General features: G+C 68.6%; 20 protein-coding genes and 1 pseudogene. 7 read left to right on the top strand and 14 right to left on the bottom strand.

Features of this window, described 5'->3' with window-relative positions; all coding sequences use genetic code 11:
* From D6T64_RS04870 to D6T64_RS04845, 6 genes and pseudogenes are all read right to left on the bottom strand, one after another.
* Positions 1 to 1,447, bottom strand: a pseudogene (locus D6T64_RS04870) (multicopper oxidase domain-containing protein); the annotation flags it as partial.
* A gap of 55 nt (positions 1,448 to 1,502) precedes the next feature.
* Positions 1,503 to 2,321: a helix-turn-helix transcriptional regulator gene (locus D6T64_RS04865; RefSeq protein ID WP_119972495.1), complete on the bottom strand. Its 819-nt coding sequence runs from the start codon at positions 2,319 to 2,321 to the stop codon at positions 1,503 to 1,505.
* Positions 2,322 to 2,472: 151 nt separating this feature from the next.
* The gene (locus D6T64_RS04860) at positions 2,473 to 3,099 is read right to left on the bottom strand and encodes a DinB family protein (protein WP_119972492.1); all 627 of its coding nucleotides are present in this window, start codon (positions 3,097 to 3,099) and stop codon (positions 2,473 to 2,475) included.
* Positions 3,100 to 3,133: 34 nt separating this feature from the next.
* Positions 3,134 to 3,823, bottom strand: a complete 690-nt coding sequence (locus tag D6T64_RS04855) for an anaerobic ribonucleoside-triphosphate reductase activating protein (RefSeq protein ID WP_233550833.1) — start codon at positions 3,821 to 3,823, stop codon at positions 3,134 to 3,136.
* An 83-nt stretch (positions 3,824 to 3,906) separates the two neighbouring features.
* The gene (locus D6T64_RS04850) at positions 3,907 to 5,775 is read right to left on the bottom strand and encodes a ribonucleoside triphosphate reductase (protein WP_119972486.1); all 1,869 of its coding nucleotides are present in this window, start codon (positions 5,773 to 5,775) and stop codon (positions 3,907 to 3,909) included.
* Positions 5,776 to 6,035: 260 nt separating this feature from the next.
* Positions 6,036 to 8,414, bottom strand: coding sequence for a trehalase-like domain-containing protein (locus D6T64_RS04845; protein ID WP_119972482.1), 2,379 nt, complete (start codon positions 8,412 to 8,414; stop codon positions 6,036 to 6,038).
* 268 nt (positions 8,415 to 8,682) lie between these two features.
* Here D6T64_RS04845 and D6T64_RS04840 point away from each other — a divergent pair, with 268 nt between their 5' ends.
* Positions 8,683 to 9,744, top strand: a complete 1,062-nt coding sequence (locus D6T64_RS04840; protein WP_119972479.1) for an enoyl-CoA hydratase/isomerase family protein — start codon at positions 8,683 to 8,685, stop codon at positions 9,742 to 9,744.
* On the opposite strand, the gene D6T64_RS04835 is transcribed toward D6T64_RS04840, so the two are convergent.
* The 4 genes from D6T64_RS04835 to D6T64_RS04820 form a co-directional block, all read right to left on the bottom strand.
* Positions 9,741 to 9,992, bottom strand: coding sequence for a three-helix bundle dimerization domain-containing protein (locus tag D6T64_RS04835; protein WP_147364470.1), 252 nt, complete (start codon positions 9,990 to 9,992; stop codon positions 9,741 to 9,743). The two genes, D6T64_RS04840 and D6T64_RS04835, sit on opposite strands and share 4 nt — an antisense overlap.
* A gap of 59 nt (positions 9,993 to 10,051) precedes the next feature.
* Positions 10,052 to 10,960, bottom strand: coding sequence for a hypothetical protein (locus tag D6T64_RS04830; protein WP_119972471.1), 909 nt, complete (start codon positions 10,958 to 10,960; stop codon positions 10,052 to 10,054).
* Between the two features lie 201 nt (positions 10,961 to 11,161).
* A complete protein-coding gene (menD, locus tag D6T64_RS04825; RefSeq protein WP_119972520.1) occupies positions 11,162 to 12,916 on the bottom strand; it encodes a 2-succinyl-5-enolpyruvyl-6-hydroxy-3-cyclohexene-1-carboxylic-acid synthase in 1,755 nt (584 codons plus the stop codon).
* Complete coding sequence (locus tag D6T64_RS04820) at positions 12,909 to 13,370, bottom strand: PLDc N-terminal domain-containing protein (RefSeq protein ID WP_119972468.1); 462 nt, start codon at positions 13,368 to 13,370, stop codon at positions 12,909 to 12,911. The genes menD and D6T64_RS04820 overlap by 8 nt, the downstream gene beginning before the upstream one ends.
* Before the next feature lie 156 nt (positions 13,371 to 13,526).
* On the opposite strand from D6T64_RS04820, the gene D6T64_RS04815 reads away from it, so the two are divergent.
* The gene (locus tag D6T64_RS04815; protein WP_119972464.1) at positions 13,527 to 13,868 is read left to right on the top strand and encodes a DUF4229 domain-containing protein; all 342 of its coding nucleotides are present in this window, start codon (positions 13,527 to 13,529) and stop codon (positions 13,866 to 13,868) included.
* Positions 13,869 to 13,909: 41 nt separating this feature from the next.
* Here the strand turns inward: D6T64_RS04815 and D6T64_RS04810 are convergent, their stop codons facing one another.
* Genes D6T64_RS04810 through D6T64_RS04800 form a run of 3 tightly spaced genes read right to left on the bottom strand, consistent with a single transcriptional unit; the run spans position 13,910 to position 17,175 of the window.
* The gene (locus D6T64_RS04810; protein WP_377009935.1) at positions 13,910 to 14,932 is read right to left on the bottom strand and encodes a 1,4-dihydroxy-2-naphthoate polyprenyltransferase; all 1,023 of its coding nucleotides are present in this window, start codon (positions 14,930 to 14,932) and stop codon (positions 13,910 to 13,912) included.
* A gap of 59 nt (positions 14,933 to 14,991) precedes the next feature.
* Positions 14,992 to 16,200, bottom strand: coding sequence for an AMP-binding protein (locus D6T64_RS04805; protein WP_199719058.1), 1,209 nt, complete (start codon positions 16,198 to 16,200; stop codon positions 14,992 to 14,994).
* An 18-nt stretch (positions 16,201 to 16,218) separates the two neighbouring features.
* Positions 16,219 to 17,175, bottom strand: coding sequence for a 1,4-dihydroxy-2-naphthoyl-CoA synthase (locus D6T64_RS04800; protein ID WP_119972457.1), 957 nt, complete (start codon positions 17,173 to 17,175; stop codon positions 16,219 to 16,221).
* Between the two features lie 145 nt (positions 17,176 to 17,320).
* Between D6T64_RS04800 and D6T64_RS04795 the strand changes: the two genes are divergently transcribed.
* The 5 genes from D6T64_RS04795 (at position 17,321) to D6T64_RS04775 (ending at position 20,536) form a co-directional block, all read left to right on the top strand.
* Complete coding sequence (locus D6T64_RS04795; RefSeq protein WP_119972454.1) at positions 17,321 to 17,647, top strand: hypothetical protein; 327 nt, start codon at positions 17,321 to 17,323, stop codon at positions 17,645 to 17,647.
* Positions 17,644 to 18,735, top strand: coding sequence for a sigma-70 family RNA polymerase sigma factor (locus tag D6T64_RS04790; RefSeq protein WP_119972449.1), 1,092 nt, complete (start codon positions 17,644 to 17,646; stop codon positions 18,733 to 18,735). The genes D6T64_RS04795 and D6T64_RS04790 overlap by 4 nt, the downstream gene beginning before the upstream one ends.
* A 107-nt stretch (positions 18,736 to 18,842) precedes the next feature.
* Positions 18,843 to 19,187 (top strand): DUF7882 family protein, encoded by a 345-nt coding sequence (locus D6T64_RS04785; RefSeq protein ID WP_119972446.1) that lies wholly within the window; start codon positions 18,843 to 18,845, stop codon positions 19,185 to 19,187.
* Entirely contained in the window at positions 19,184 to 19,453 is a 270-nt protein-coding gene (locus D6T64_RS04780) for a hypothetical protein (RefSeq protein WP_119972441.1), read from the top strand. Before D6T64_RS04785 ends, D6T64_RS04780 begins: the two co-directional genes overlap by 4 nt.
* A gap of 108 nt (positions 19,454 to 19,561) precedes the next feature.
* Positions 19,562 to 20,536 (top strand): o-succinylbenzoate synthase, encoded by a 975-nt coding sequence (locus D6T64_RS04775; protein ID WP_199719059.1) that lies wholly within the window; start codon positions 19,562 to 19,564, stop codon positions 20,534 to 20,536.
* Between the two features lie 342 nt (positions 20,537 to 20,878).
* Here the strand turns inward: D6T64_RS04775 and ccsB are convergent, their stop codons facing one another.
* Positions 20,879 to 21,877, bottom strand: a complete 999-nt coding sequence (gene ccsB, locus D6T64_RS04770) for a c-type cytochrome biogenesis protein CcsB (protein WP_119972508.1) — start codon at positions 21,875 to 21,877, stop codon at positions 20,879 to 20,881.
* Between the last annotated feature and the right edge of the window lie 10 nt (positions 21,878 to 21,887).

Genomic DNA, 21,887 nt, shown 5'->3' with positions numbered 1-21,887 from the left:
CGGGCGCGGCCGGTGGGGTTGCCCCCGCTGAGGGCGCGGCGGCGGATGCCGTCACACGCGCCGCCGCCACGCGCCCGGCCGGCCGGGTGGGGATCGTGGATGGTGCCGACGACAAGCCCAGGGCCGGCGTTCCGGCCACCGGTGCCGGATTGCCGGTGACCGGCAGCCCGGCCGGCAGCAGTCCGGGGCGCCTTCCCGCCGGGGGCCGAGCCGCCACCAGAGCGGCGATCAGGCGGCGGCTCTCGCGCAGGGCGCGCACCATGAAGACGAGAAATGACGCGAGGGTGAGGAGCACGAGAGCCATCAGGAGCGTGACGGCGGTCACGGGAAGCGGCAGCAGGGTCAGCAGCAGGCCGCCGTTCACGACGGCGACGCGAAACAGGCCGGCCCGGTCGAGCTCGGCAAAGATGCCGGCCTTGGCGAGCGGCCCGCCGGGCAGCACGGCCCCGATCAGGTAGCTGAGCGCCCCGATCACGATCTGCCCCGCGAAGCCGACAGCGAAATAGGGAACGAGCGCTTCGACGCTCGCGGCGGCATCCGCCCAGCTGTCAGCGACCGCGACGGCCATGCCGAACGCTGCCGTGCAGAGGGCGAACCAGACCACGGCGGCACCGAGGCTCCAGCCCGAGTAGCTGATCACCGGCAGGCGGCGGGCGTGGCCGACAAGTTCCGTGAGCACGCGCACGAGGCCGACGAGGTAGATCAGCACGCCGGCCGCGGCGAGGTAACGAGAGTCGAGGAGCGAGCCGACGGTGATGACGGTGAGGCCGCCGACCAGAATCGGCAGGGTGCTGCGGGCGGCCGCGGCGGTCGTCTGCACGACCGGCGAGCGCAACACGGTGGGCCAGAGCAGGGCGACCGTGCCGATCACCGTGAGGCCGATCCAGCCCAGCAGGTTGAGCGCGAGGTGGCCGATGTAGAGGCGCTCGTAGTACTCCCCGGCGGTGTTGATGATCGAGCTCTCGGGGTGCGCCATCATCACGCCGAGCGTGACGCCGACGATGAGCGCGCTGGCCGAGGCGACGTAGTAGCGCACGAGCCGCGAGAACCGGGCCGGCAGTGCGCCCCGCAGCTGGCCGATCAGCAGGGCGGCGTGCAGCAGGGCGGTGCCACCGACCAGGATTCCCCCGATCAAGGTGACGATCCACCAGCCGTAGACGATGCCGGTCATCACGGTGGCCGCGCCGACCGTGTGCACGGCGAGCCGCACGCCGAGGCTGGCCCGGCCGCCGGGTGCGGTGTTCTTCAGCAGGCTGTCGGCGAAGTACTGGCTCCAGACCAGGATCGCGGTGCTGACTCCCCCGAGCAGCAACAGGTGCACCATCAGCCAGGGCCCGAACGCTGCGGCCTGGGCGAGCGCGGCGGCGACCAGCCCGAGCAACAACCAGACCGGAACGAGCATGCCGGTGGTGCGGTGCCAGAGCTTTTGTGCGGTGCTGTGCTTCATGGCGTGCGGTTCCTTCGCGGGTCGGGGTCCGCATCCATTTTAGAGGACTGAATTACTATTTAATAGCGGATGCCGCCCCACCCGTTTCGGGAAGGTCCACCAGGCACAGCGTCGGCGTCACGAACGGGTGCAGGGCCACCTCGTCTTCGTTCTGCCCGAGGGAGCGCGCGACCCCGCGCATCAGGCCGAGGTGCACCGAGCAGACCACGCCGGGGTTCGCGCGGGCCTCCGCCCGAAACGGGCACTCGTGCAGCGCCACGACCCGCTCCCCCTGCAGTTCGGGGGCGAATCCGAGGTCGCCGAGCACGGTCAGGTATGGGCCCGCTCCCGCGGTGCGGGTGCGACGCACGGCGCCGACTCCCGCCGGCGCGGTTTGCTCCGTCGAACTCGGCTCTGGAGTGGGCGGCCGTGGCTCTCCCCTCTCGACCATGCCGGCACCAGATTCGGCCCTGACCCGCTCCGGCAGGGCCGTCGACCAGTTTTCACCGGCGCGAATCGCCCGGGACCGGCCACCGTCGGCGTCTTCGCCCAGCACGCTGATCAGGGCACGGCTGAGCTGCTCCTGCATGTCGACCTGCGGTGTGCCGGTCGCTGCCCCGGCCACGCCGCCGGGCCGGGCCTCGGGGATGCTGAACAGCACGCGCGGGCGCCCACGCTGGCCGGGCACACGCAAGACCGCGCGCTGCACGAGTCCGACGGCCTCGAGCTGTTCCAGGTGAAAGCGAGCCGTGGTCACGTGCAGCGAGATCGCCTCGGCGACGGCCACGGCATCGAGGGCCTTGCCGGACGTTACGAGCAGTTCAAGAACACGTCGGCGCGTGCTCGACGCGAGGGCGGCATGCCAGCCCTCGCTCTTCAGTTGCTCAACGGTCACCCATTAACCGTAACATCGTGCACTTAAACAGCGCAGGATGCGCCGGGTATTTCCCGACCACATCTCCCACGAGTGGGCGATGACCCCCTCAAGGGGCCACATGCGCCCCCTCGCTGACGAGGTGTCACAGCTGGCCCCGTAAACCCGCGGGTCAGTCGGTGGCGCGGCTCGGGGTCCAGAAACCAGTCAGGCCCAGCAGCTGGGTCTCGCGATCGGCGCCGGCCGGAACCTCAACCGGCGGCCCGAAGACGCCCATCGCGCGCCAGCCGTCGATCTCGGGCACGATCTGCTCCCACAGCAGGTCCACCAATTCGGTCGACATCTCAAAGTCGAGGCCGACCAACCGGGCGATCGACCAGGACGCAAAGGCCCGATAGCAGCTCACGTGCTGCAGGTATTCGCGCAGCGGGTAGTCCCCGTAGCTGAGATGAACCATGCGCTCCGGGTCGAGGTCTTCGCGCACCGCGGCGGTGGCTATGTCGTTCAGCCGGTCATACTTGTGAATCAGGTAGTCGCCGAGCGGGTCGTCGCTCGGGGCCTCGTCGCCGAGCAGGTTGGTGGGAAAATCCTTCCCGACCTCTTCGATCGTGCGCCCTGCCAGCACGGCCGGCACCCACGCTTCGTCGCGCATGTGATCGGCGACGATGTCGCGCAGCAGGGGGTTCGCGACCCGGGTCCACTCGGCCGGGGCCGGCAGCTCGAGTTGCTCGGGAGTGAGGCGGTCGATGACGGAGCGCAACGCGGCATCCGCCTGAAGAAACAACTCTCTCTGCTTCATGTCGGCACGGTACCACGCAGGCCGGGCATCCACCTCAGTTCGTCCCGGAGAGGGCACGAAACGCCTCGAGCCGCGCCGTGAACTCCGCGGTTGTGCCCTCGGTGCGCACCGTCTGCAGCACGTGGTCGCGCACCCCGAGCTGCGCCAGAGTGCGCATCAGGTCGGCGACGTCGGCGGGGGTCAGCACCAACGGGTCGACCGTGGTGCGCACCTGCAGGTCGACGGATGCCGCGAGCGCCATCCGCAGGCTGGCGAACGCCTTCGCCGCCGCGGCCGCAACCCCGGTCACGGCGCCATAGAGCGGCTCCGGCGCCTTGATGTCGAGGCCGATCCAGTCGCAGAGCCCCAGCACCTCGGCGAACCGTTTCGGGTAGACGCCGGCCGTGTGCAGGCCCACCCCGTAGCCGAGTGCGGCCACCTCGCGCATCGCCGCGGCGAGGCCGGCCTGCCGGGTTGGTTCGCCGCCCGAGAAGACCACGCCGTCGAGCAGGCCGTGGCGCCGGGCGAGCAGGTCACGCACCTGTTGCCAGGTCACGGTGCCCGGGGTGAACGGGTCGAGCAGGCCCGGATTGTGGCAGTAGGTGCAGGCCAACGGGCAGCCCTGCAGAAACACCGTGGCCACGAGTTTGCCGGGCCAGTCGCAGGTTGAGAGGGCGACGAGCCCCGCGATCTGCAGCCCGTCGGCATCCGTCATCGCGGTCAGCCCGCAAGCCGGCCCGGTCATTCGCACCCTGGATGTCGCCGGCCCGGCCCCCTGCGGAGCCGCACTGATCGGATCCCTGCTCGGCGGCACCGCCGTGACGGCGGTCATCGGGCCAGCGCGACTTCCGTGAAGTGGGTGCGCTCCCGGTGCTCGCCCTTCTTGCCGATGTTGAACGAGCTGACCGGGCGGAAATATCCCATCACCCGGGTCCAGACCTCGCACGCGCCGCCACAGCTGGTGCACGTCGGGTGTTCACCGGCCAGATAGCCGTGGTCGGGGCAGATCGAGAACGTCGGTGTGACCGTGATGTAGGGCAGTCGGTGGGTCGACAGCGCCCGCTTCACGAGCTCGCGGCAGGCCGCGGCCGAGGACAGCTTCTCGGACATATACAGGTGCAGCACGGTACCGCCGGTGTATTTGGTCTGCAGTTCGTCCTGGCGGTCGAGCGCCTCGAAGGGGTCGTCAGTGAACCCGACCGGCAGCTGCGAGGAGTTCGTGTAGTACGGGTTCGATTCGGTTCCGGCCTGGAGAATGGTGGGGAAGCGTGCGCGGTCTTCCTTGGCGAAACGATACGTGGTGCCCTCGGCCGGGGTCGCTTCGAGGTTGTACATGTGACCCGTGGTCTCCTGGAATTCGATCATGCGAGCGCGCACGTGGTCGAGCAGGCGAACCGCGATGGCGTGCCCCGTGGGCGTGGTGATGTCGTGCTCGTCACCACTGAGGTTGCGGATCATCTCGTTGATGCCGTTCACGCCGATGGTTGAGAAATGGTTGCGCAGTCCGGCGCCGAGGTAGCGCTTGGTGTACGGAAAGAGCCCGTCGACGATAAGCCCGTCAATGACCGTGCGCTTGAGTTCGAGGGAATCCCGGGCGAGCTCGAGGAGCTCGTCGAGGGCATCGAGCAGGCCCGCTTCATCGCCGTGGTGCACGAAGCCGAGGCGGGCGCAGTTGACGGTGACCACGCCGAGGGACCCCGTCTGCTCAGCAGAGCCGAAGAGCCCGTTGCCGCGCTTCTGCAGTTCGCGCAGGTCGAGCTGCAGCCGGCAGCACATCGAGCGAATCTGGTTCGGCTTGAGCTCGGAGTTGATGAAGTTTTGAAAGTAGGGCGTGCCGTAGCGGGCGGTCATCTCGAAGAGTCGCTCCGCGTTGGCGGACTCCCAGTCGAAGTCCTCAGTGATGTTGTAGGTCGGAATCGGAAAGGTGAACACGCGGCCGCGGGCATCGCCGCCCGTCATCACCTCGATGTACGCGCGGTTGATCATCGCCATCTCCACCGCCAGGTCGCCATATCGAAAGTCCTGGGGCACACCATTGATGACCGGAACCTGCTCACGCAGATCCTCCGGACAGACCCAGTCGAAGGTGAGGTTTGTGAACGGGGTCTGGGTTCCCCAACGGGAGGGAACATTGAGGTTGTAGATGAGTTCCTGCACGCTCTGGCGCACGGCCGCATAGTCGAGATCGTCGACGCGCACGAACGGCGCCATGTAGGTATCGAACGAGCTGAACGCCTGCGCGCCGGCCCACTCGTTCTGCAGGGTGCCGAGAAAATTCACGATCTGGCCGACGGCCGAACCAAAGTGTTTCGGCGGCGTCGACTCGACGGTGCCGGGCACGCCGTTCAGCCCCTCCTCGAGCAGCACCCGCAGCGACCAGCCTGCGCAGTACCCGGCCAGCATGTCGAGGTCGTGGATGTGCAGGTCCCCGGTCCGGTGCGCCGCACCGATCTCAGCGCTGTAGACGTTACTGAGCCAGTAGTTGGCGATGACCTTGCCGGCCGTGTTGAGAATCAGCCCGCCGAGGGAGAAGCCCTGGTTCGCGTTCGCGTTGACCCGCCAGTCCGACCGGTCCAGGTACTCACCGACCGTCGTGCTGACGTCGACGGATGCGCCGGGCCGGGCCCCGCGGGCATCCGCTGCCCGGCTCGCAGCTGAAATGTGGGCAGAGTCCTGGACTGTAGTGAGGCTGGGCATGCGGAGCAGATCCTTTGTGTCGCTGCAACTCGGTCGGGTTGCTGCGCCCCACCATACGCCCCTTCAGACGCCCTCAAACACAACATGTAGTGGCTATACATGCATCTGCAACTACATCTAGTGCAGATCCCGCTCCGGCCGGTCGAATCACGCCTGCGCTGCCGCCGAGTTGAGGGCTGAGATACGCAAAAAACACCTTCATTCTCAGAACGAAGGTGTTTTGTGCGCGATTTAGCCGGCCAGGCCGACCAGCGGCTCAGCTAAGCGACGGCCACGAACGCCTTGCGGTGAGCGTCGAGCAGCTGCGCGCAGCGGATGAAGCCGAGGTGCGAGTACGCCTGCGGATGGTTGCCCAGGTGCGTCTCGGTCGCCGGGTCGAACTCCTCCGAGAGCAGTCCGGTCGGACCGGTCAGGATGATCAGCTGGTTGAACAGGGCCTCGGCCTCGTCGAACCGGCCGGTCGCGAGGTAGGACTCGATCAGCCAGGTCGTGCAGATATGGAAGCCGCCCTCGAGCCCGGGCAGGCCGTCGTCGTAGCGGTAGCGGAACACGGTCGGGCCCACGCGCAGTTCACGCTCGACGGCGCTGACCGTCTGCGCGAACCGGGGGTCGCTCACGTCGAGCAGGCCGCTAAGCCCGATGTGCAGCACGGCGGCGTCGAGGTCGGGGCTGTCGTAGGCCACGGTGTACGACTTCACGTCGTCGTCCCAGCCGTTGACCAGCACGTCTTCGCGAATAGTGAGGGCGAGCAGCTCCCATTCGGGTTCGACGGTGCGGCCGTGGCGGGCGGCGACACGCAGGGCGCGATCGACGGTGACCCAGCACATGGTCTTCGTATAGGTGTGGTGGCGCGGGCTGCGGCGGGCTTCCCAGATGCCGTGGTCGGGTTCCTGCCAGCGGCTCGCGACGGCGTTGACCATCTGGCTGAGCAGTCCCCACTGAAACTCGGTGACCTCGCCGTTGCGGGCGCTGAGGGTGTCGATCAGTTCGGCGATCGGGCCGAACACGTCGAGCTGCACCTGGTTGTCCGCGGCGTTTCCGATGCGCACCGGGCGCGAGCCGGCGTAACCGGGCAGCGACTCCAGGCTGGCCTCGGCACCGAGCGACGAACCGGTGATCGAATAGAGCGGATGCAGCCACTCGGCCCCCGGGGACACCTGAAGAATGCCGTCGAGCCAGTGCAGAAACCCTTCGGCCTCCACCGTCGAGCCGAGGTCGACGAGCGCCTTGACCGTCATCGAGCCGTCGCGCAGCCAGCAGTAGCGGTAATCCCAGTTGCGGGTGCCGCCAATGCCCTCGGGCAGCGACGTCGTCGACGCCGCGAGCACGGCGCCGGTCGGTTCGTAGCAGAGCGCGCGCAGCACGAGCGCCGAACGTCCCACGAGCGACGGCTTCACGCCGGGCAGGTCGAGTTGGCTGACCCAGGAGCGGCTCTTCGCGGCGATCACGGCCCGGCGGGCGGGTTCGGCCGCGCAGTCGGGCACGTAGGCGTCGGTGTCTCCGCAGCGCAGGTTCAGCACGACCGGGCCCTGCGACAGGTCGACGACGGCGGTCGCGGTCTCGTTGCGGCCGTCGGAGGTGACGGTGAACTCCACGCCGGGGGCGGTGAGGGTGATCGGGTCACGGGATCCGGTGATGTGCACGCCCGTGGCATCCGCGTGCATGTTGAAATAGGCGGCGGCGTAGTCGGGCCGTGGCGCGAAGATGATCTTCGCGCTGCCGGTGCCGGTGAGCACCCGCACGAGGTTGGTGATGCCCAGCGGGGAGGGCTCGAGGTAGTCGGTGACCGTGACATCGGCCCAGCGGGTCTCGACGATCATGGTGTTGTCGACGTAGCGCTGGCCGAGCACGCGGCTCTTCTTCACCGGGTCGATGCTGAAGTGGCCGGCCTCTTCACTGCCGAGGATGCTCGCAAACAGTGAGCCCGAATCGGGCTGCGGATGCGTCATCCAGCAAATGCGGGCCTCCGGCGTCACGAGGGCGGTCGAGGTGCCGTCGCCGAGCATCGAATGACGTTCGATGGCCACGACGTCCTGGCCGAACAGCCAGTCCTTGCGCAGCTCGAACAGCAGGGCGAGGAGGGAGGCGAGGGTCTCGGGGCCGGTGATGCGGTGCGCGGCCTTCGTATCGCCGTCGCCGATGCGCACGCCCATGTCGGGGCCGTGCAGGGTGCTCATGGCGAATTCGTCGCTCGACGCATCACCGGCGAAGAAGGCGGCGCTCACGCCGAGGCGGTTGCGCAGGCGGTCGAGGGCCGCACCGGAGTCGTCGGCGCGGGGGGCGGCATCCGTTGACCCGGTGCCGAAGAACTCGGAGTCGAACTCGGCGCCGTTCGAGCCGACGAGGTGCACCTCGCGCGGCAGGCGGGAATCCGCCGCGAGGTCGCGCAGGGTGCGACCGCTCATGACGGCGGTGTGGGTGTTCGGCAGGGCGGCAAGGGCGCGCAGCGCGGTCGCCGATTCGGGCAGCAGCTTCGAGGGCACGTCGGAGGCGCCGTGGTACGACAGGGTGCCGCCATAGTTGCAGGCCACCAACAGTGAGGGGGTGCGCGCGAGCTGTTGCAGGTCCTGAAGCAACTGGTCGGAGACGCCGAGGTTCGGGCGGGCGGCGCGGCTCGAGCGGGTCAGGCGTTGGGTCATGATGGTTCCTAGCGAAGGGTTCTGCAGGGCAGGACAGGCGGGAAGCTCGCCACTTCGCAAAGGTCCCCTTAGCTTGATGGTGTCATCTGTTCGGCCAGATCAAGAATTCTGGGGGTCTTCGGGTCGGTTTGCCAGTTCGGGGACACAGACCCGCAACGTTGCGGCCGCCGAGCAGAATTGCCGGTGCGGGTGTGTATCGTGAGGCAGACGACTCGCCCCGGCGAGCGCAGTGGGTCACCAACGGCGGTGCCACGGAAAGCGGGTCCGCATGACACACGACGAGACCGTATCCGTGATCGTGCGCCGCATCGGCCATCTCGGCCATCTGCAGCTCAATCGCCCCCGCGCGATGAACGCCCTCACCGAAGAGATGGTGCGCATCATCGGCGATCACCTCACCGACTGGGCGACGGATGACACGGTGCACGTCGTCCTGATCACCGGCAGCGGTGAGCGTGGACTCTGCGCGGGCGGCGACATCGTGGCGATCGCCCGGGACGCCGCCGCCGGCGGACACGCCACCGAGTTATTTTGGGCCGCCGAATACCCCGTCAACGCGCTCATCGCCCGCTATCCCACACCCGTCGTGACGCTCATGGACGGCGTGGTCTTCGGCGGTGGCGTGGGCATCTCCGCGCACGCCTCGGTGCGGCTGGTCACCGAACGCTCGAAGATCGGCATGCCCGAAGCGGCCATCGGCTTTGTGCCCGATGTCGGCGGTACGTACCTCTTCTCCCGGGCGCCGGGCGAGCTGGGAACCCATCTCGCCCTGACCTCGAACGCGATGACCGGCTCCGACGCCATTACCCTCGGCCTGGCTGACCGTTTTCTGCCGAGCGACCGGATCGTCGAGCTGGTTCAGCGCCTGGCCACCGACAATCTGCAGCAGGTGCTGGCCGCGGTCACCGTTCCGGCGCCCGCGCCGCCCCTGCTGCAGCACCGGCACTGGATCAACTCCTGCTACGCCGCCGACACCGTCGAGGAGATTCTTCAGCGCCTCGATTCGAGCACCGAGGCCGGCGCGCACGAGGCGGCGGCGAGCATCCGCTTCAATTCACCGACCGCGGTCAAGGTGACGCTCGCCGCACTGCGCCGGGCGCGCGCGCTGCCCGACCTCGAATCGGTGCTCGAGCAGGAGTTTCGCGTCTCGCTGCACAGCCTCGACCGTCCCGATTTTCGGGAGGGCATCCGGGCCCAGGTCATCGACAAGGACCACACGCCGCGGTGGAGCCCCGCCACCCTCGCCGAGGTCTCCGAGGCCGAGGTCGACGCGCACTTTGCCCCCCTCGGCCACCGCGAACTGCGTCTGGCGGATGCCGCCGCCCGCTAAATGCCGTTGGCTGCGCGCGGAACCGAGCCCGGCACCGCCGCCTGAACCGGCACCGACATCGCACGCAGGCGCTGCCGCGCTTCGTGCTCGACAAGCACGGCGATGAAATCCCGCACCGGGCGTCCGTCTAACGCCCGGTGTTCCTGGCGCACAATCTGCTCGACCGTCTCCGGCGATACCTGCGGAAATTTCTTTCGGAGTCGGGCGATGACCTTGGCCACCGCCTGTGTTTCATCTTCGCTATTCATGCACAGATTGTGTGCCGCCCCCCGTGCAGCGTCAACCCGATCTGCGTGCCTGCGTGGCCCTAGTGCCAGCGCCAGCTGTCGAGCACGGTCGCGAGGATCTCCTCGCCGTTGTCTTCGGGAATCACGAGATAGATCAGGAACAGCTGCACCGGGCCGGCGTCGGTCTGGTACGGCTCGGGCGCGTAACTGGTGATCATGACCTTGGTCTTCGTTGTCTCCACCGAGCTGATCACCCTCGTGATGTTGGCCGGCATCCCGTCGAGGGTGACGCTTTCCTTCAGGCTGGAAACCGTGCCGAGGGTGGGAATGTGCTCGACGTTGAGCGCGTCGACGATGCTGTCAATCGTCCTGTCGGGGGCTGCTTCGTCGCTGGACTCCACGAGGATCGAGTTCACTTCGACGCTGCCGAGAACGGACCCGAACCCGGTGTTCTGAATCTGTCCCTGTTCGTCACGCTCGCCCCACAACTGCAGGCTGGTGAGACACTCGGCTGCGTCCTCGGCGGACTGGTTGTTGATGTATGACGCGGGGCCGTTGAAGCTGAAGCACGGGGTCTCGACCCCCTGCGTCACGGTGCTGCCCCCTACACTCCCGGCTCCGGGTGCGGCTGAGGCGCCGTTCTCGGTGTCGAGCGCGCTCCGGGCGCCTGCCAGCTGTGATCCGGCGGCGATCAGCGCGGCCGCGACGACGCTCGTGACGACCACGTTCACGACCATCCCCAGGCTCGCGAGGGCGAGACCGATGATCGCCGGGCGCTGACGCCCCGGTTTGGTCACGGAGACAATCGCCAGGGCAGCCCCCACCTGGCCGAGCAGGAAGCCGAGCAGGGGCACCCAGCACGTCAGAACCGCGGCACCCCCCAACAGCAGCGCGGCCCGAGCTGTTCCGCAGCGGCCCGGTCTCGGTTCTGCCGGCGGGGCTGCGAGGTGATCGGTGGGGAGCGGATCAAGCGACGAGGTGATGGACATAGGCACGGCTCCGTTCGCAGTACCCGAGCCGACCTGGCCCGTGGTATCGCGACGCTACCCGGATCAATCGCGTCCGCGGCTGGTCTCGCACGAGCTGTGGACAACTCGGCCCTGTGCATAACTCAGCCCTGCAGGTCACTCGGTCTGCGAGGGTGAGATCTGAGATACCGAACGACGACGTGGTCGTTCTCCCCGAAAACGTTACCGGGCGAGCGGAACCTCGAGGATCATCGGCGCGGTCGGAGCCCCGGTGAGCGCATGCTCCAACTCGGTACGGGTCTCGGCGCGGGCATAGTCCCAGCCGTACGCGGCCGCGAGGCTCCGGAGGTCGACGCGGCGGGGCGTGAACAACACCCGGTCGAGCGCGTCGGTCGGAGCGGTGGCGGCAACCTCGAGGCCGTCGAAGATGCTGCCACCGCCGTCGACCCCCACGATCACCTGCAGGCGCGGGAGCGGCTCCCCCGGCGTCAGCAGCAGCGAGCCCACGTCGTGCAGCAGCGTCAGGTCGCCGAGCAGCACCCGGGTGGTGCCGGCCGAACGCGGCTCTGCCCCGCCCTGACTGGCCGCGGCGATGCCGAACGCAGTCGCGACGGTGCCGTCAATGCCGGCTAGGCCGCGGTTGGAGTGCACCGAGATCTTTTTCCCCGGCACCCGACGGTCGGCCTCGCGGATGAGGCGTGACGCCCCGAAGACCAGCCGGTCGTGCGGCCAGGACGCCGCCCAGACCGCATCCGCGAGCATGGCGCGCGTGATCGGCGCGCGCAGAAAGGCGAGTTCGGAGCGGGTGATGCCACGGGCGTCGATCGCGGGTGCGGTGGCCGCGGAGTCGCTCGCGAGCAGCTCCCGGCTGGTGATCACCCAGCGTCCGCGCCAGCGGCGGGCGTCGCTCGTGACGGCAGCGGCCACGGATGCCGGCGACGCCACGACGGCGGACACAAACCGGTGCACGCGGTGTCCGGGATTGTACTTTTCGGCGCCGAACGGGGCGACGACGATGACCTCGACACCGTCCCGGTGCAGCAGGGCCGGAATCTCCCGGCTCAGGGTCGGATGGCCGAAGACGATCGCGCGGGTGACCGCGCCGCCGAAGGAAGCCTCAGCCAGCAGCTCTCGGTAGGCGACGACGAGGTTCGGTCCGAACCGGGCGCCGCTGACGACCTCGGCCAGAAGAGGCCAGTCGCCCGCGCGGGCGAATTCCTCGGCCTCCGGGCCGGAGCCCGTCCCGGCGATGACGACCGTTCCGACCTGCGGATCGATCTCGGTGGCCGGTTCGCGTGCGACAACCGCGGGCACGGTGGGCCCGTCAGCAGCCGAGATATGGTCAGCGTCCAACTCGATGGCTGCGGACAGCGGTTCGCGAAAAGCCAGGTTGAGGTGCACGGGGCCGGGATCCCGCGTGTATATGCCGAGCGCGGCATCCGTCGCTCGCTGCGCCAGATCGGCAGCAGTGGTGGCCTCCTGCGGGTCTCCCTCAGGGGCCGGAACATCCTCGGAGAGCCGGGGGGCCGTCCCGAACATGCCCGGTTGCACGGTCGTCTGGTTTGAGCGGATGCCGCGCAGCTCGGCCGGGCGGTCGGCGCTCAGCACGATCAGGGGAACGCCCGAATGGTGCGCTTCGAGCACCGCCGGATGCAGGTTCGCGACGGCCGTGCCGCTCGTCATCAAAACGAGTGCGGGCTGGCCTGTTTCACTCGAGAGGCCGAGCGCCAGGAACCCGGCGCTGCGCTCGTCGAGGCGTACATGCAATCGGAGGCATGAGAGACGCTCGAGCTCGGCGGCGACCAGGGCGAGCGCCTGAGAACGGGCGCCCGGGCTCAAGACCACGTCGCGCACGCCGAGTCGCACGAAAGCACTCAGCAGGGCAAGGCTGAAGTCCGTCGCCGGGCTACCGCTTGAGCCCGGGTCTCTGCGCGGTTGTTCGTCGGGCAGTCGTGTATCGGGCAGCGTTTCAGGCATCCCGCCGGCCGGGGAGGTCGCCCTCACCGGGGTCGGACTTCTTCGGGTCGACGCCGCTCGCGTCGGCCGATCCGGCTGTTCCGGGCTGACCGGGCTTGTTCGGCTGACTCGGCGTGCCGGGGCCGGCCTCGGGGTCATCGAGTTTGGCCAGCTGCTCCTCGAGCAGGCGGATGCGCTCACGTTCCTTCTTCTCGCGGTCCAGGCCCCGCAGAAACTCCGGGTCATCGTCGGGAGCACTCGCGCGGGGCATCCGTCCGACGGGGGCGCGCTTGCGGCCGCGGCCGACGAACAGCCAGAGCAGCGGGCCGATGACCGGCACCAGGATGATCACGAAGATCCACACCCATCGCGGCAGCCCGCGAATCCGCGAGCGATCAAAAAGGGCGCAGTCGACCAGGGCATAGACGGTGAGGATGATCACGATCAATCCAAGACCAAACAACAGGCGGGGCATGTCGCAATTGTAGGCCGCTGAGCCGTGAGTCAGGTGAGCGAGTGCTGACCCCCATCTGCGGAACGCATTCTAGAACGGCGCCGCCAGCCCCGGGTGAAGCTGGGGTGTCCGTTCGGTGACCGGCAGGTGCCCAGTCGGGCGGCTTAAACTAGAGCCATGAAGACTGTTCCCGTGTGGGTGTATTACTCGGTGCTCCGAGTGCTGTTGTTCGTGATTCCGCTCGCAGTTCTGCTCGCCCTCAGAGTCGAACCGTGGCTCGCCGCGCTGCTCGCCGCCATCATCGGGCTGTGCGTGTCCTACCTGTTGCTGCGCCGCCCCCGCGAGGGCCTCGCCCGCGACCTCTACGCGGCGCGCCACCGCGACAAGCCGCTGGTCAACGTCGACGCCGAGACCGAAGACGCCGCCATCCGGCGCGTCGAAGCGGCCGAGCGCACCGAGGCCGCCAAACCGGCCGAGCAGGTCACGCACCGCGACGGCCCCACCCCGCCCCAGGCGTAATCCCGTCTCGCCAGATCAGGCGACGGATGCCGCGGGCCGGGTCAGAGGGCGAAGGCCAGCCCGAGCAGCACGCCGTAGCCCAGCCCCGCGAAGCTCGTGAGCTTGAGGGCGAGGATCAGCTCCCCCGCAGTGCGGCCGGTCACGGTGATGAGGCAGGCCGGCAGGGCGAGCAGCAGCACGAAGAACGTGAAGAAGGCCAGCGGGTAGAAGAGCGAGAAGAACCCGACGGTGAGGAACGGCGCCAGCAGGAACACGCAGAACACCGCGCGGCCGGCGGTGCCGCCGATCAGCACGGCAAGCGTGCGCTTGCCGGAGGCCCTGTCGGGCACGATGTCGCGCAGGTTGTTGACCATCAGCACGGCGCAGGCGATGAAGCCGATGCTGATGGCACTCAGCCAGCTTTCGAGGTTCACTGTGCCGGCCTGCACGTAGGTGGTGCCAAGGGTGGCGACGAGTCCGAAGAAGACGAAGACGAACAGCTCACCGAGTCCGAGGTAGCCGTAGGGTCGTTTGCCACCCGTGTACAGCCAGGCGGCCGCGATCGCGAGCACGCCCACGAGCAGCAACCACCACTGCTGGGTGGCGATGACGAGCAGCAGCCCGGCGATCGCCGCCGCTCCGAAGAACGACAGCGCCACGATCAGAACCGTGCGCGGGGCAGCGGCACCGCTGCCGGTCAGCCGCGCCGGGCCGACCCGGTTGTTGTCGGTGCCACGGATGCCGTCGGAGTAGTCGTTCGCGTAGTTCACGCCGATTTGCAGGCAGACGGCGACCGCGAGGGCGAGCAGCGCCCGCACCCAGTGGAATTCGCCCGCTCCGGTCGCGACGATTGCCGCGCCGGTGCCGAGAAAGACGGGCGCGATCGCGAGCGGCAGCGTGCGCAGTCGGGCGCCGGATACCCAGTCGGACGCGGTCGCGGGTTTCACCGCGGCCGGTCCGCGCCGGGCCGGACCGTTGCGCTTGGCCGGATTTCCCGAGGCGCCGTGCGTCTTGGCCTGTGTCTTTTTGGTCGAACCGGATGTCGTCTGTTGTTGGGGCCTGTTCGGCCGCGCTCCCTGTGCCACGCCCTCCAGCGTACCGGCCGCGACCGCAACACCGGCTGAGGCCGGGGACACCCGGGCCGCTAGCGGTCGGTCGGGGCCGCCGCGAGCATCCGCAGGGCGTGGCGATCGGGCTTGCCCGAGGCCAGCAGTGCAATGACCGGTACCGCGATTACGCGCGCGGGTCGCGCGGCGCGTCCGAGAGCGGATGCCACCGCCGCCGCCACCCCGGCCAGGTCGCCGTCGCCGGTTTCCGCGCCACCGACGACCGCACCACCGCCAGCCGCGCGCACAGCCCTGACCACCACCGGCACCTGCCCCCACTGCGCGTCGTCGGCGGCGACCACAACGGCCTCCGCGAAGCCGGGAAGCCCCCGCACGACCCGTTCCACGGCGTCGAGCGAGACCTTCTCGCCGCCCGAGATGATCACGTTGTCGGCGCGCCCCAGCACCCGCACCAAGCCGTGCTCGTCGATCTCACCGAGGTCTCCGGTGCGGTACCAGCGCACCCCGTGCTCCACGATGAAACGATCGGCCGTGCGATCCGCGTCCCCCAGGTAGCCCTCGCCGAGCACGGATCCCGAGATTTCAAGCTGGCCGTCGACGACCCGCACGGCGGTGTTGCCGATCGGCACGCCGTTGTACACGCACCCGCCGGCTGTCTCCGACGAGCCGTAGGTGCGCACGACGCGCACGTGCAATTCTTCGGCCCGCGCCAGCAGCTCGGGTGCGATCGCCTGGCCACCGACGAGAATCGCCGTGAAACGGCGCAGCACGGCCGCGACCCTCGGGTCGTCGGCGGCGTCGAGCAGCCGGGCGAGCTGCACGGGCACGAGCGAGGTGTAGCGCAACGGCTCGACAAGCCGTTCGGCGAACTCCGCGAACACGAGCGGGTCGAAGTGCCCGGGCGGCAGCAGTACCGGCGTCGTGTCCGCCGCGATCGACCGCACCAGCACCTGCACGCCGGCGACGTAGTGGCCGGGCAGGGCCAACAGCCATTGCCCGGGTCCGCCGAGGGCGACGACGGATGCCGCGGCGCTGCTCAGCAACGCATCCCGGCTGAGCATGACCCGCTTGGGTACACCCGTCGACCCGGAGGTCTCGATCACGACCGCGACAGGTTTCGGCACGAGCGTCCCCGCGACGCGGGGCACCGCATCCGGCCCTGCCAGACCCGGAACCGGCAGACCCGGAACCGGCAGGATCGCGTCGCCACTGGCCGTAAGCGCCTGGCGAACCTCCGCGAGCAGGTCGACCGGGCGCTCGGCCGAGACCGGCCGCAGCGCTTTCACCTCCGGTCCCAAGTCACGCTAGAACTGCCAGGGATACGGCGCCCAGTCCGGTTCGCGCTTCTCGAGGAACGCGTCACGGCCCTCGACCGCCTCGTCGGTGCCGTAGGCGAGGCGGGTGGCCTCACCGGCGAACACCTGCTGGCCGACGAGGCCGTCATCGACCGCATTGAAGGCGAATTTCAGCATACGGATGGCAGTCGGGGACTTGGTCAGGATCTCCCGTGCCCAGTTGAGCGCCTCGACTTCGAGCTGGGCGTGCGGCACGACGGCGTTGATGGCGCCCATCTCGAGGGCGCGCTGCGCCGAGTACTCACGGGCGAGGAAGAACACCTCGCGGGCGGCTTTCTGGCCCACCTGCCGGGCGAAGTACGCGCTGCCGTAACCGGCGTCGAAGGAGCCGACATCGGCATCCGTCTGCTTGAATTTACCGTGTTCGGCGCTGGCGATGCTGAGGTCGCAGACCACGTGCAGGGAGTGACCGCCGCCGGCTGCCCAGCCCGGAATCACCGCGATGACGACCTTGGGCATGAAACGGATGAGCCGCTGCACCTCCAAAATGTGCAGCCGGCCGGTCGCCGCCGGCGTCGGCAGCGAGGCGCTGACCGGGGCGGTCGGGTCGTACTGATAACCGTCGCGGCCGCGGATGCGCTGGTCGCCGCCCGAGCAGAAGGCCCAGCCGCCGTCCTTGGCGCTGGGGCCATTGCCGGTGAGCAGCACCACGCCGATACGCGGGTTGGTGCGGGCGCTTTCGAGGGCGGCGTAGAGCTCGTCCACGGTGTGCGGGCGGAAGGCGTTGCGTACTTCGGGCCGGTTGAACGCGATGCGGGCGATGCGGGCGCTCGTGTCGTGGTGGTACGTCACGTCGGTCAGGGCCTCGAAACCGGCGACGCTCTGCCACTGAGTCGGGTCGAAGATCTCGGAGACGCTGTTTGTGTCGGAGACGCTGTGCGCGTGGTCAGGTACCGGAGCCGTCATGCTCCCAGCCTAGTTGAGCGGCTGGAGCGCGGCATTCGAGCGCAATACAAACTGATTTACCGGGTTAATTGCAGCAAGTCAACCCCTTGAAGGGGGGCAGCCGCCGGATGTCTACTTGGGAATTGCATACCGACGGGAGGTAGTCATGAACACACGTGACGAGGGGGATCGTACCCTCCGTGCAAGAAGTCCACAGGCCGTCAGTCCGCGATCGACGGCCGGCGACAGGGGCACCCCGGGCACCGATCCCGGCACCCGAGGCAACCTGGGGCTGACCAAGCTCTCCCCCACCGAATGGCGGGTTGTCGACGCGCTCCGGCCCGACGACGATGCCTCCCGCGTGCTCGGCTTCATCCAGCGGGTGGGTGATGCCTACGAGGTCACCAGCCTCGTGCGACTTCGGGAACGCACCTACTTCTCGTCGTTCGACCGCGCTGCGGCGAGCCTCGACCCCCGGCCGGTGCTCGCATGACCCGTACGAGCCAGGCCTCGACCAGTGCGAGCCCGCGCGAGGCGGCCGACAGCGAGGGCATCGACGCCTCGACTGCGACGCCTGGGCGTCGACCCGCCACATCCGCGTCCACCCGCACTCCGGCCCGCGGGCCCGGTGCCGCGGCGAGCGTCGCGCCGGCCGCCCGGTACAGCCGGGCGTCGACGGATGCCTTCGGTGACTACCTGCGCCGCATCGGCAAGGGGCCCCTGCTCAACGCCGAGGAGGAGGTCGACCTGGCCCGACGTATCGAGGTCGGGCTGCTCGCCGAAGCTCGCCTGCTGCGCCAGGGGGCAGAGCCCGCCGAACAGTGCGAGCCGGCCGAGCAACGCGAGCTGAGCTGGCTCATGCACGACGGCCGCCGGGCCAAGAACCATTTCATCGAGGCGAACCTCCGCCTCGTCGTCAGTATCGCCAAGCACTATTCGGGTCGCGGGGTACCCATCATGGATCTCGTGCAGGACGGCAACATGGGCCTCGTGCGCGCCGTCGAGAAGTACGACTTCATGACGGGCTACAAGTTCTCCACCTACGCCACCTGGTGGATCCGCCAGGCCATCCACCGCGGCATGGCCGACAAGTCGCGCATGATCCGCATTCCGGTACACACGGCCGAGAAGCTCAACAAGATCAAGCGCATCCGCCGGGACCTCACCAGCACCCTCGACCGGGAACCCACCGCCCGCGAGCTCTCCGACGCGGCCCAGATCCCCGTTCGCGACGTGCTGCGGCTGCTGCAGTACGACAACGAACCAATCTCCCTGCACACCCCGGTCGGTGACGGTGTCGGCGACATGGCCGAACTCATCATCGACGATGACCTGCCCCAGCCCGACGAGTACGCGACGCTCGCGCTGCGCGCCGCCGACATCCGCTTCTTCCTGAATGCCCTGCCGGTGCGCGAACGTTCGATTCTGCGGGCGCGCTTCGGACTCGACGGCGATGAGCCACGCACCCTGGACCAGATCGCCCACATCGAAGGGGTCACCCGGGAGCGGGTGCGCCAAATCGAGAAGCGTGCACTCGCCCTCTTACAGGTGCCGCGCCTTGAGCATTACCTCCGGGATTAGCAGGCCCCGCAAAACTGAGTCGCTATCAGATTGTTGCCCCATTTTTCACCGACACTCGCGCCGTTTCAGGTTAGTGTCACACCAACCGAAACATTGGAGTGGTGGATATGGGAAAACTGACCTATGACTCGACCATGACCGCAGACTTCGACGATCGAATCCTGGCCCATATCCAAGTAGTCATCGGGGCGAAACTGCGCCGGGGTGAATCGTTCTATTTCACCTGGCGCGACGACCCCCAATCCGGCGACGGCCGCAGCACCATCTGGCTGCACCCGAGCATCCCGATCGCCTACAAATATTTCGGCAGCCGTCAGCCCAGCCTCAACCGGGAATGGATCGAGGCGTTGATGGTCACCGCGAATTCGTCCGGCGGCCTGCAGGTCGTGCCGGAGCCGCGCGGGAACGGCAACAATCATTCATCCGCTTCCTCGAGCAGGGACGACTCGTGAACAGAATCGATATTGTCTACGGCGGAAAACCGTATTCGCTCGGCGGTCGCAGCATCACCTCGATTCAGGACGAAATCGGCGCCGCCATCGCTGCGGGGGTGCCGTACTGGATCAAGGTCAACAGCGGTGAGGGTCGCTACGAGGATGCCTATCTGCTGATCGCTCCCGGCATTCCGGTGGCCATGGTCAACGTCAAGCCCAACGGTGAGACCAGCGACGCCGACGACGCGGCCGCCGCCGCCGCCTTCAAGCGGGAGATGCTCTAGCAGCCCGCAGCCCGCAGCCCGCAGATCACAGGCCGCACGGAGTCGGGACCTCTGGACGCCGGGGGCCGCCGGGCTCTCTGGCAGACTGGGATCATGCTGACCTCACTGATGATGCCGTCGCTCTCGGACCTGCTCGGTTCCGCACACGTCGTCTCCCTCCCACTCGTCACCCGCTTCCGCGGTATCGACCACCGTGAAGCACTGTTGCTTCCCGGCCCGGCCGGCTGGACCGAATTCTCGCCGTTCGTCGAATACGACGACGACGAAGCCGTCGCCTGGCTGCGTGCCGCGATCGACTTCGGCTGGAACCAGACCCCCGCGCTGCTGCGCACGAGCCTCGCGGTGAACGCGACCGTGCCGGCCGTGGAGGCCGCCCTCGTGCCCGATATCCTCGCCCGGTTCCCCGGTTGCCGCACCGCCAAGGTCAAGGTGGCCAGCGCCGACCAGACCCTCGCCGACGACGTCGCCCGCGTGCGCATGGTGCGCAGCGTGCTGGGCCCGGAAGGTCGCATCCGCGTGGACGCCAACGGCCTCTGGAACATGGACGAGGCCGAGCACGCACTTCACGCCCTCGCCGAGTTCGACCTCGAATACGTGGAACAGCCCTGCATGAGCGTCGATGAGCTCATCGAGCTGCGCGGCCGCAGCGCCTACATGGACGTTCCGATCGCCGCCGATGAGAGCGTGCGTAAAGCGGATGACCCGCTGCTCGTCGCGCGCGCCGGTGCCGCCGACATCCTGGTGCTGAAGGCACAGCCCCTCGGCGGCATCCGCGCGGCCCTCGCGATCATCGCCCAGACCGGCCTGCCCGTGGTCGTCTCGAGCGCACTGGACACCTCGATCGGCCTGTCGATGGGAGCCCACCTCGCGGCCGCGATTCCCGAGCTGCCCTACGACTGCGGCCTCGGCACCGCGTCGCTGCTCGCCGCCGATGTGACGCACAACCCGCTGCTGCCGGTCGACGGTGCCATCGAGGTTCGCCGCGTCAGCCCCGACGCCGACCTGCTCGAACTGCACGCGGCATCCGCCGAGCGCCGCGACTGGTGGCTCGCCCGCCTCGAGCGCTGCTACGCCCTGCTCTAGACCGCAGCGCGGCCCCGCCACCCCGCCGCGCGCCGCGCCCGGCAGCGCCACGGCGCGCGCCACGCGGTAGCTACGCCGCTGCGCAGCACCACAGCCACCCGACGCAAGCCACAATCCCGGAATCTCCAGCGCCACGCGGTAGCTGCGCCACTGCGCGGTAGGCGCGCCTACGGCGCAGTGGCGTTACTGCCGCGCATCATGCTCGCCGCCCTCCGAAAGACGAAGTCAGCAGCCATCACGCGGTACCTGCGCCGCTGCGCCGTGCTACGCCATCCCGCGGAAGCCCCGGCCGGCAGCTCTCGCGACCGGGCGCAGCTGACGGATGCACCCTGCCGGCAACGCCTACAGGCCGGAGTAGGCGTGCAGGCCTTTGAAGAACACGTTGACGATGCCGAAGTTGAACAGCACCGCCGCGAAGCCGATGAGCGAGAGCCACGCGGAGCGCGAGCCGCGCCAGCCGCGGGTCGCGCGGGCGTGGATATAGCCGGCGTAGATGACCCAGATGATGAAGGTCCAGACCTCTTTGGTGTCCCAGCCCCAGTAGCGACCCCAGGCCTGTTCGGCCCAGACGGAGCCGGCCATGAGGGTGAAAGTCCACAGGATGAACCCGATGATGTTGACCCTGTAGGCGAGGTTCTCGAGGGTCGCCGCGGACGGCAGGGTCGCCAGGAAGCGCAGCCGCACCGGCCGGGTGTCGGCGAGCAGGCTCTCGCGCCGAAACTGAAGCAGCTGCACGAACGAGAGGGCAAAGCCGAGCGCGAAGAACCCAGTGCCGAGTGACGCCACGAAGACGTGGATCACCAGCCAGGCCGACTGCAGCGCCGGCGGCAGCGGGGCGACCTCCACATAGAAGCTGACGGCGGCGACGCCGAGCAGCACGAGAACGAGCCCGGTGACGAAGGTGCCGAGGAACCGCAGGTCCACGCGGATCAGCACGACCAGGTAGACGGCGACGATCAGCAGCGTGCCGGTCATCGCAAACTCGTACATGTTGGCCCACGGCACCCGGTCGGCGACGATGCCGCGCGTCACGGTCGCGAAGAGGTGCAGCGCCCAGGCCAGCACGGTGAGCGACATGCCCACGCGCAGGCTCGCCGAGTGCGAGTACGGCGTGGTCGCGTCGTTGTTGATGCGCGCGCTCAGCCGGTTCATGGTCAACGTCGAGGCGCCCGAGCCGCCCGCGGACGACGAGGCAGACGCGGCGACGGATGCCGCCCCCTGCCCGTGCGTGTCGGCCGTCTGCACGGCTGCGGCGTCGACGGCCGCCGACCGCTTGGCCAGGTCGATCGCGAAGGCGATGAACGCCAGCGCGTACACGGCCATCGCCGAGTACAGGCTCATGATGGAGAGG

The sequence above is a fragment of the Cryobacterium melibiosiphilum genome, assembly GCF_003602235.1.
In the GTDB taxonomy this organism is placed as follows: Bacteria; Actinomycetota; Actinomycetes; order Actinomycetales; family Microbacteriaceae; genus Cryobacterium; species Cryobacterium melibiosiphilum.
The sequence above is the reverse complement of the archived record's forward strand: the minus strand, read 5'-3'. Positions and strand labels throughout refer to the sequence as shown.

Bases quoted from the DNA above. Each gene is read 5' to 3' on its own strand.
- D6T64_RS04860 (WP_119972492.1), bottom strand. From the start codon at position 3,099: ATGAAGCAGAGAGAGTTGTTTCTTCAGGCGGATGCCGCGTTGCGCTCC.
- D6T64_RS04855 (WP_233550833.1), bottom strand. From the start codon at position 3,823: ATGACCGGGCCGGCTTGCGGGCTGACCGCGATGACGGATGCCGACGGG.
- D6T64_RS04850 (WP_119972486.1), bottom strand. From the start codon at position 5,775: ATGCCCAGCCTCACTACAGTCCAGGACTCTGCCCACATTTCAGCTGCG.
- D6T64_RS04845 (WP_119972482.1), bottom strand. From the start codon at position 8,414: ATGACCCAACGCCTGACCCGCTCGAGCCGCGCCGCCCGCCCGAACCTC.
- D6T64_RS04840 (WP_119972479.1), top strand. From the start codon at position 8,683: ATGACACACGACGAGACCGTATCCGTGATCGTGCGCCGCATCGGCCAT.
- D6T64_RS04835 (WP_147364470.1), bottom strand. From the start codon at position 9,992: ATGAATAGCGAAGATGAAACACAGGCGGTGGCCAAGGTCATCGCCCGA.
- D6T64_RS04830 (WP_119972471.1), bottom strand. From the start codon at position 10,960: ATGTCCATCACCTCGTCGCTTGATCCGCTCCCCACCGATCACCTCGCA.
- menD (WP_119972520.1), bottom strand. From the start codon at position 12,916: ATGCCTGAAACGCTGCCCGATACACGACTGCCCGACGAACAACCGCGC.
- D6T64_RS04820 (WP_119972468.1), bottom strand. From the start codon at position 13,370: ATGCCCCGCCTGTTGTTTGGTCTTGGATTGATCGTGATCATCCTCACC.
- D6T64_RS04815 (WP_119972464.1), top strand. From the start codon at position 13,527: ATGAAGACTGTTCCCGTGTGGGTGTATTACTCGGTGCTCCGAGTGCTG.
- D6T64_RS04800 (WP_119972457.1), bottom strand. From the start codon at position 17,175: ATGACGGCTCCGGTACCTGACCACGCGCACAGCGTCTCCGACACAAAC.
- D6T64_RS04795 (WP_119972454.1), top strand. From the start codon at position 17,321: ATGAACACACGTGACGAGGGGGATCGTACCCTCCGTGCAAGAAGTCCA.
- D6T64_RS04790 (WP_119972449.1), top strand. From the start codon at position 17,644: ATGACCCGTACGAGCCAGGCCTCGACCAGTGCGAGCCCGCGCGAGGCG.
- D6T64_RS04785 (WP_119972446.1), top strand. From the start codon at position 18,843: ATGGGAAAACTGACCTATGACTCGACCATGACCGCAGACTTCGACGAT.
- D6T64_RS04775 (WP_199719059.1), top strand. From the start codon at position 19,562: ATGATGCCGTCGCTCTCGGACCTGCTCGGTTCCGCACACGTCGTCTCC.
- ccsB (WP_119972508.1), bottom strand. From the start codon at position 21,877: ATGAGCCTGTACTCGGCGATGGCCGTGTACGCGCTGGCGTTCATCGCC.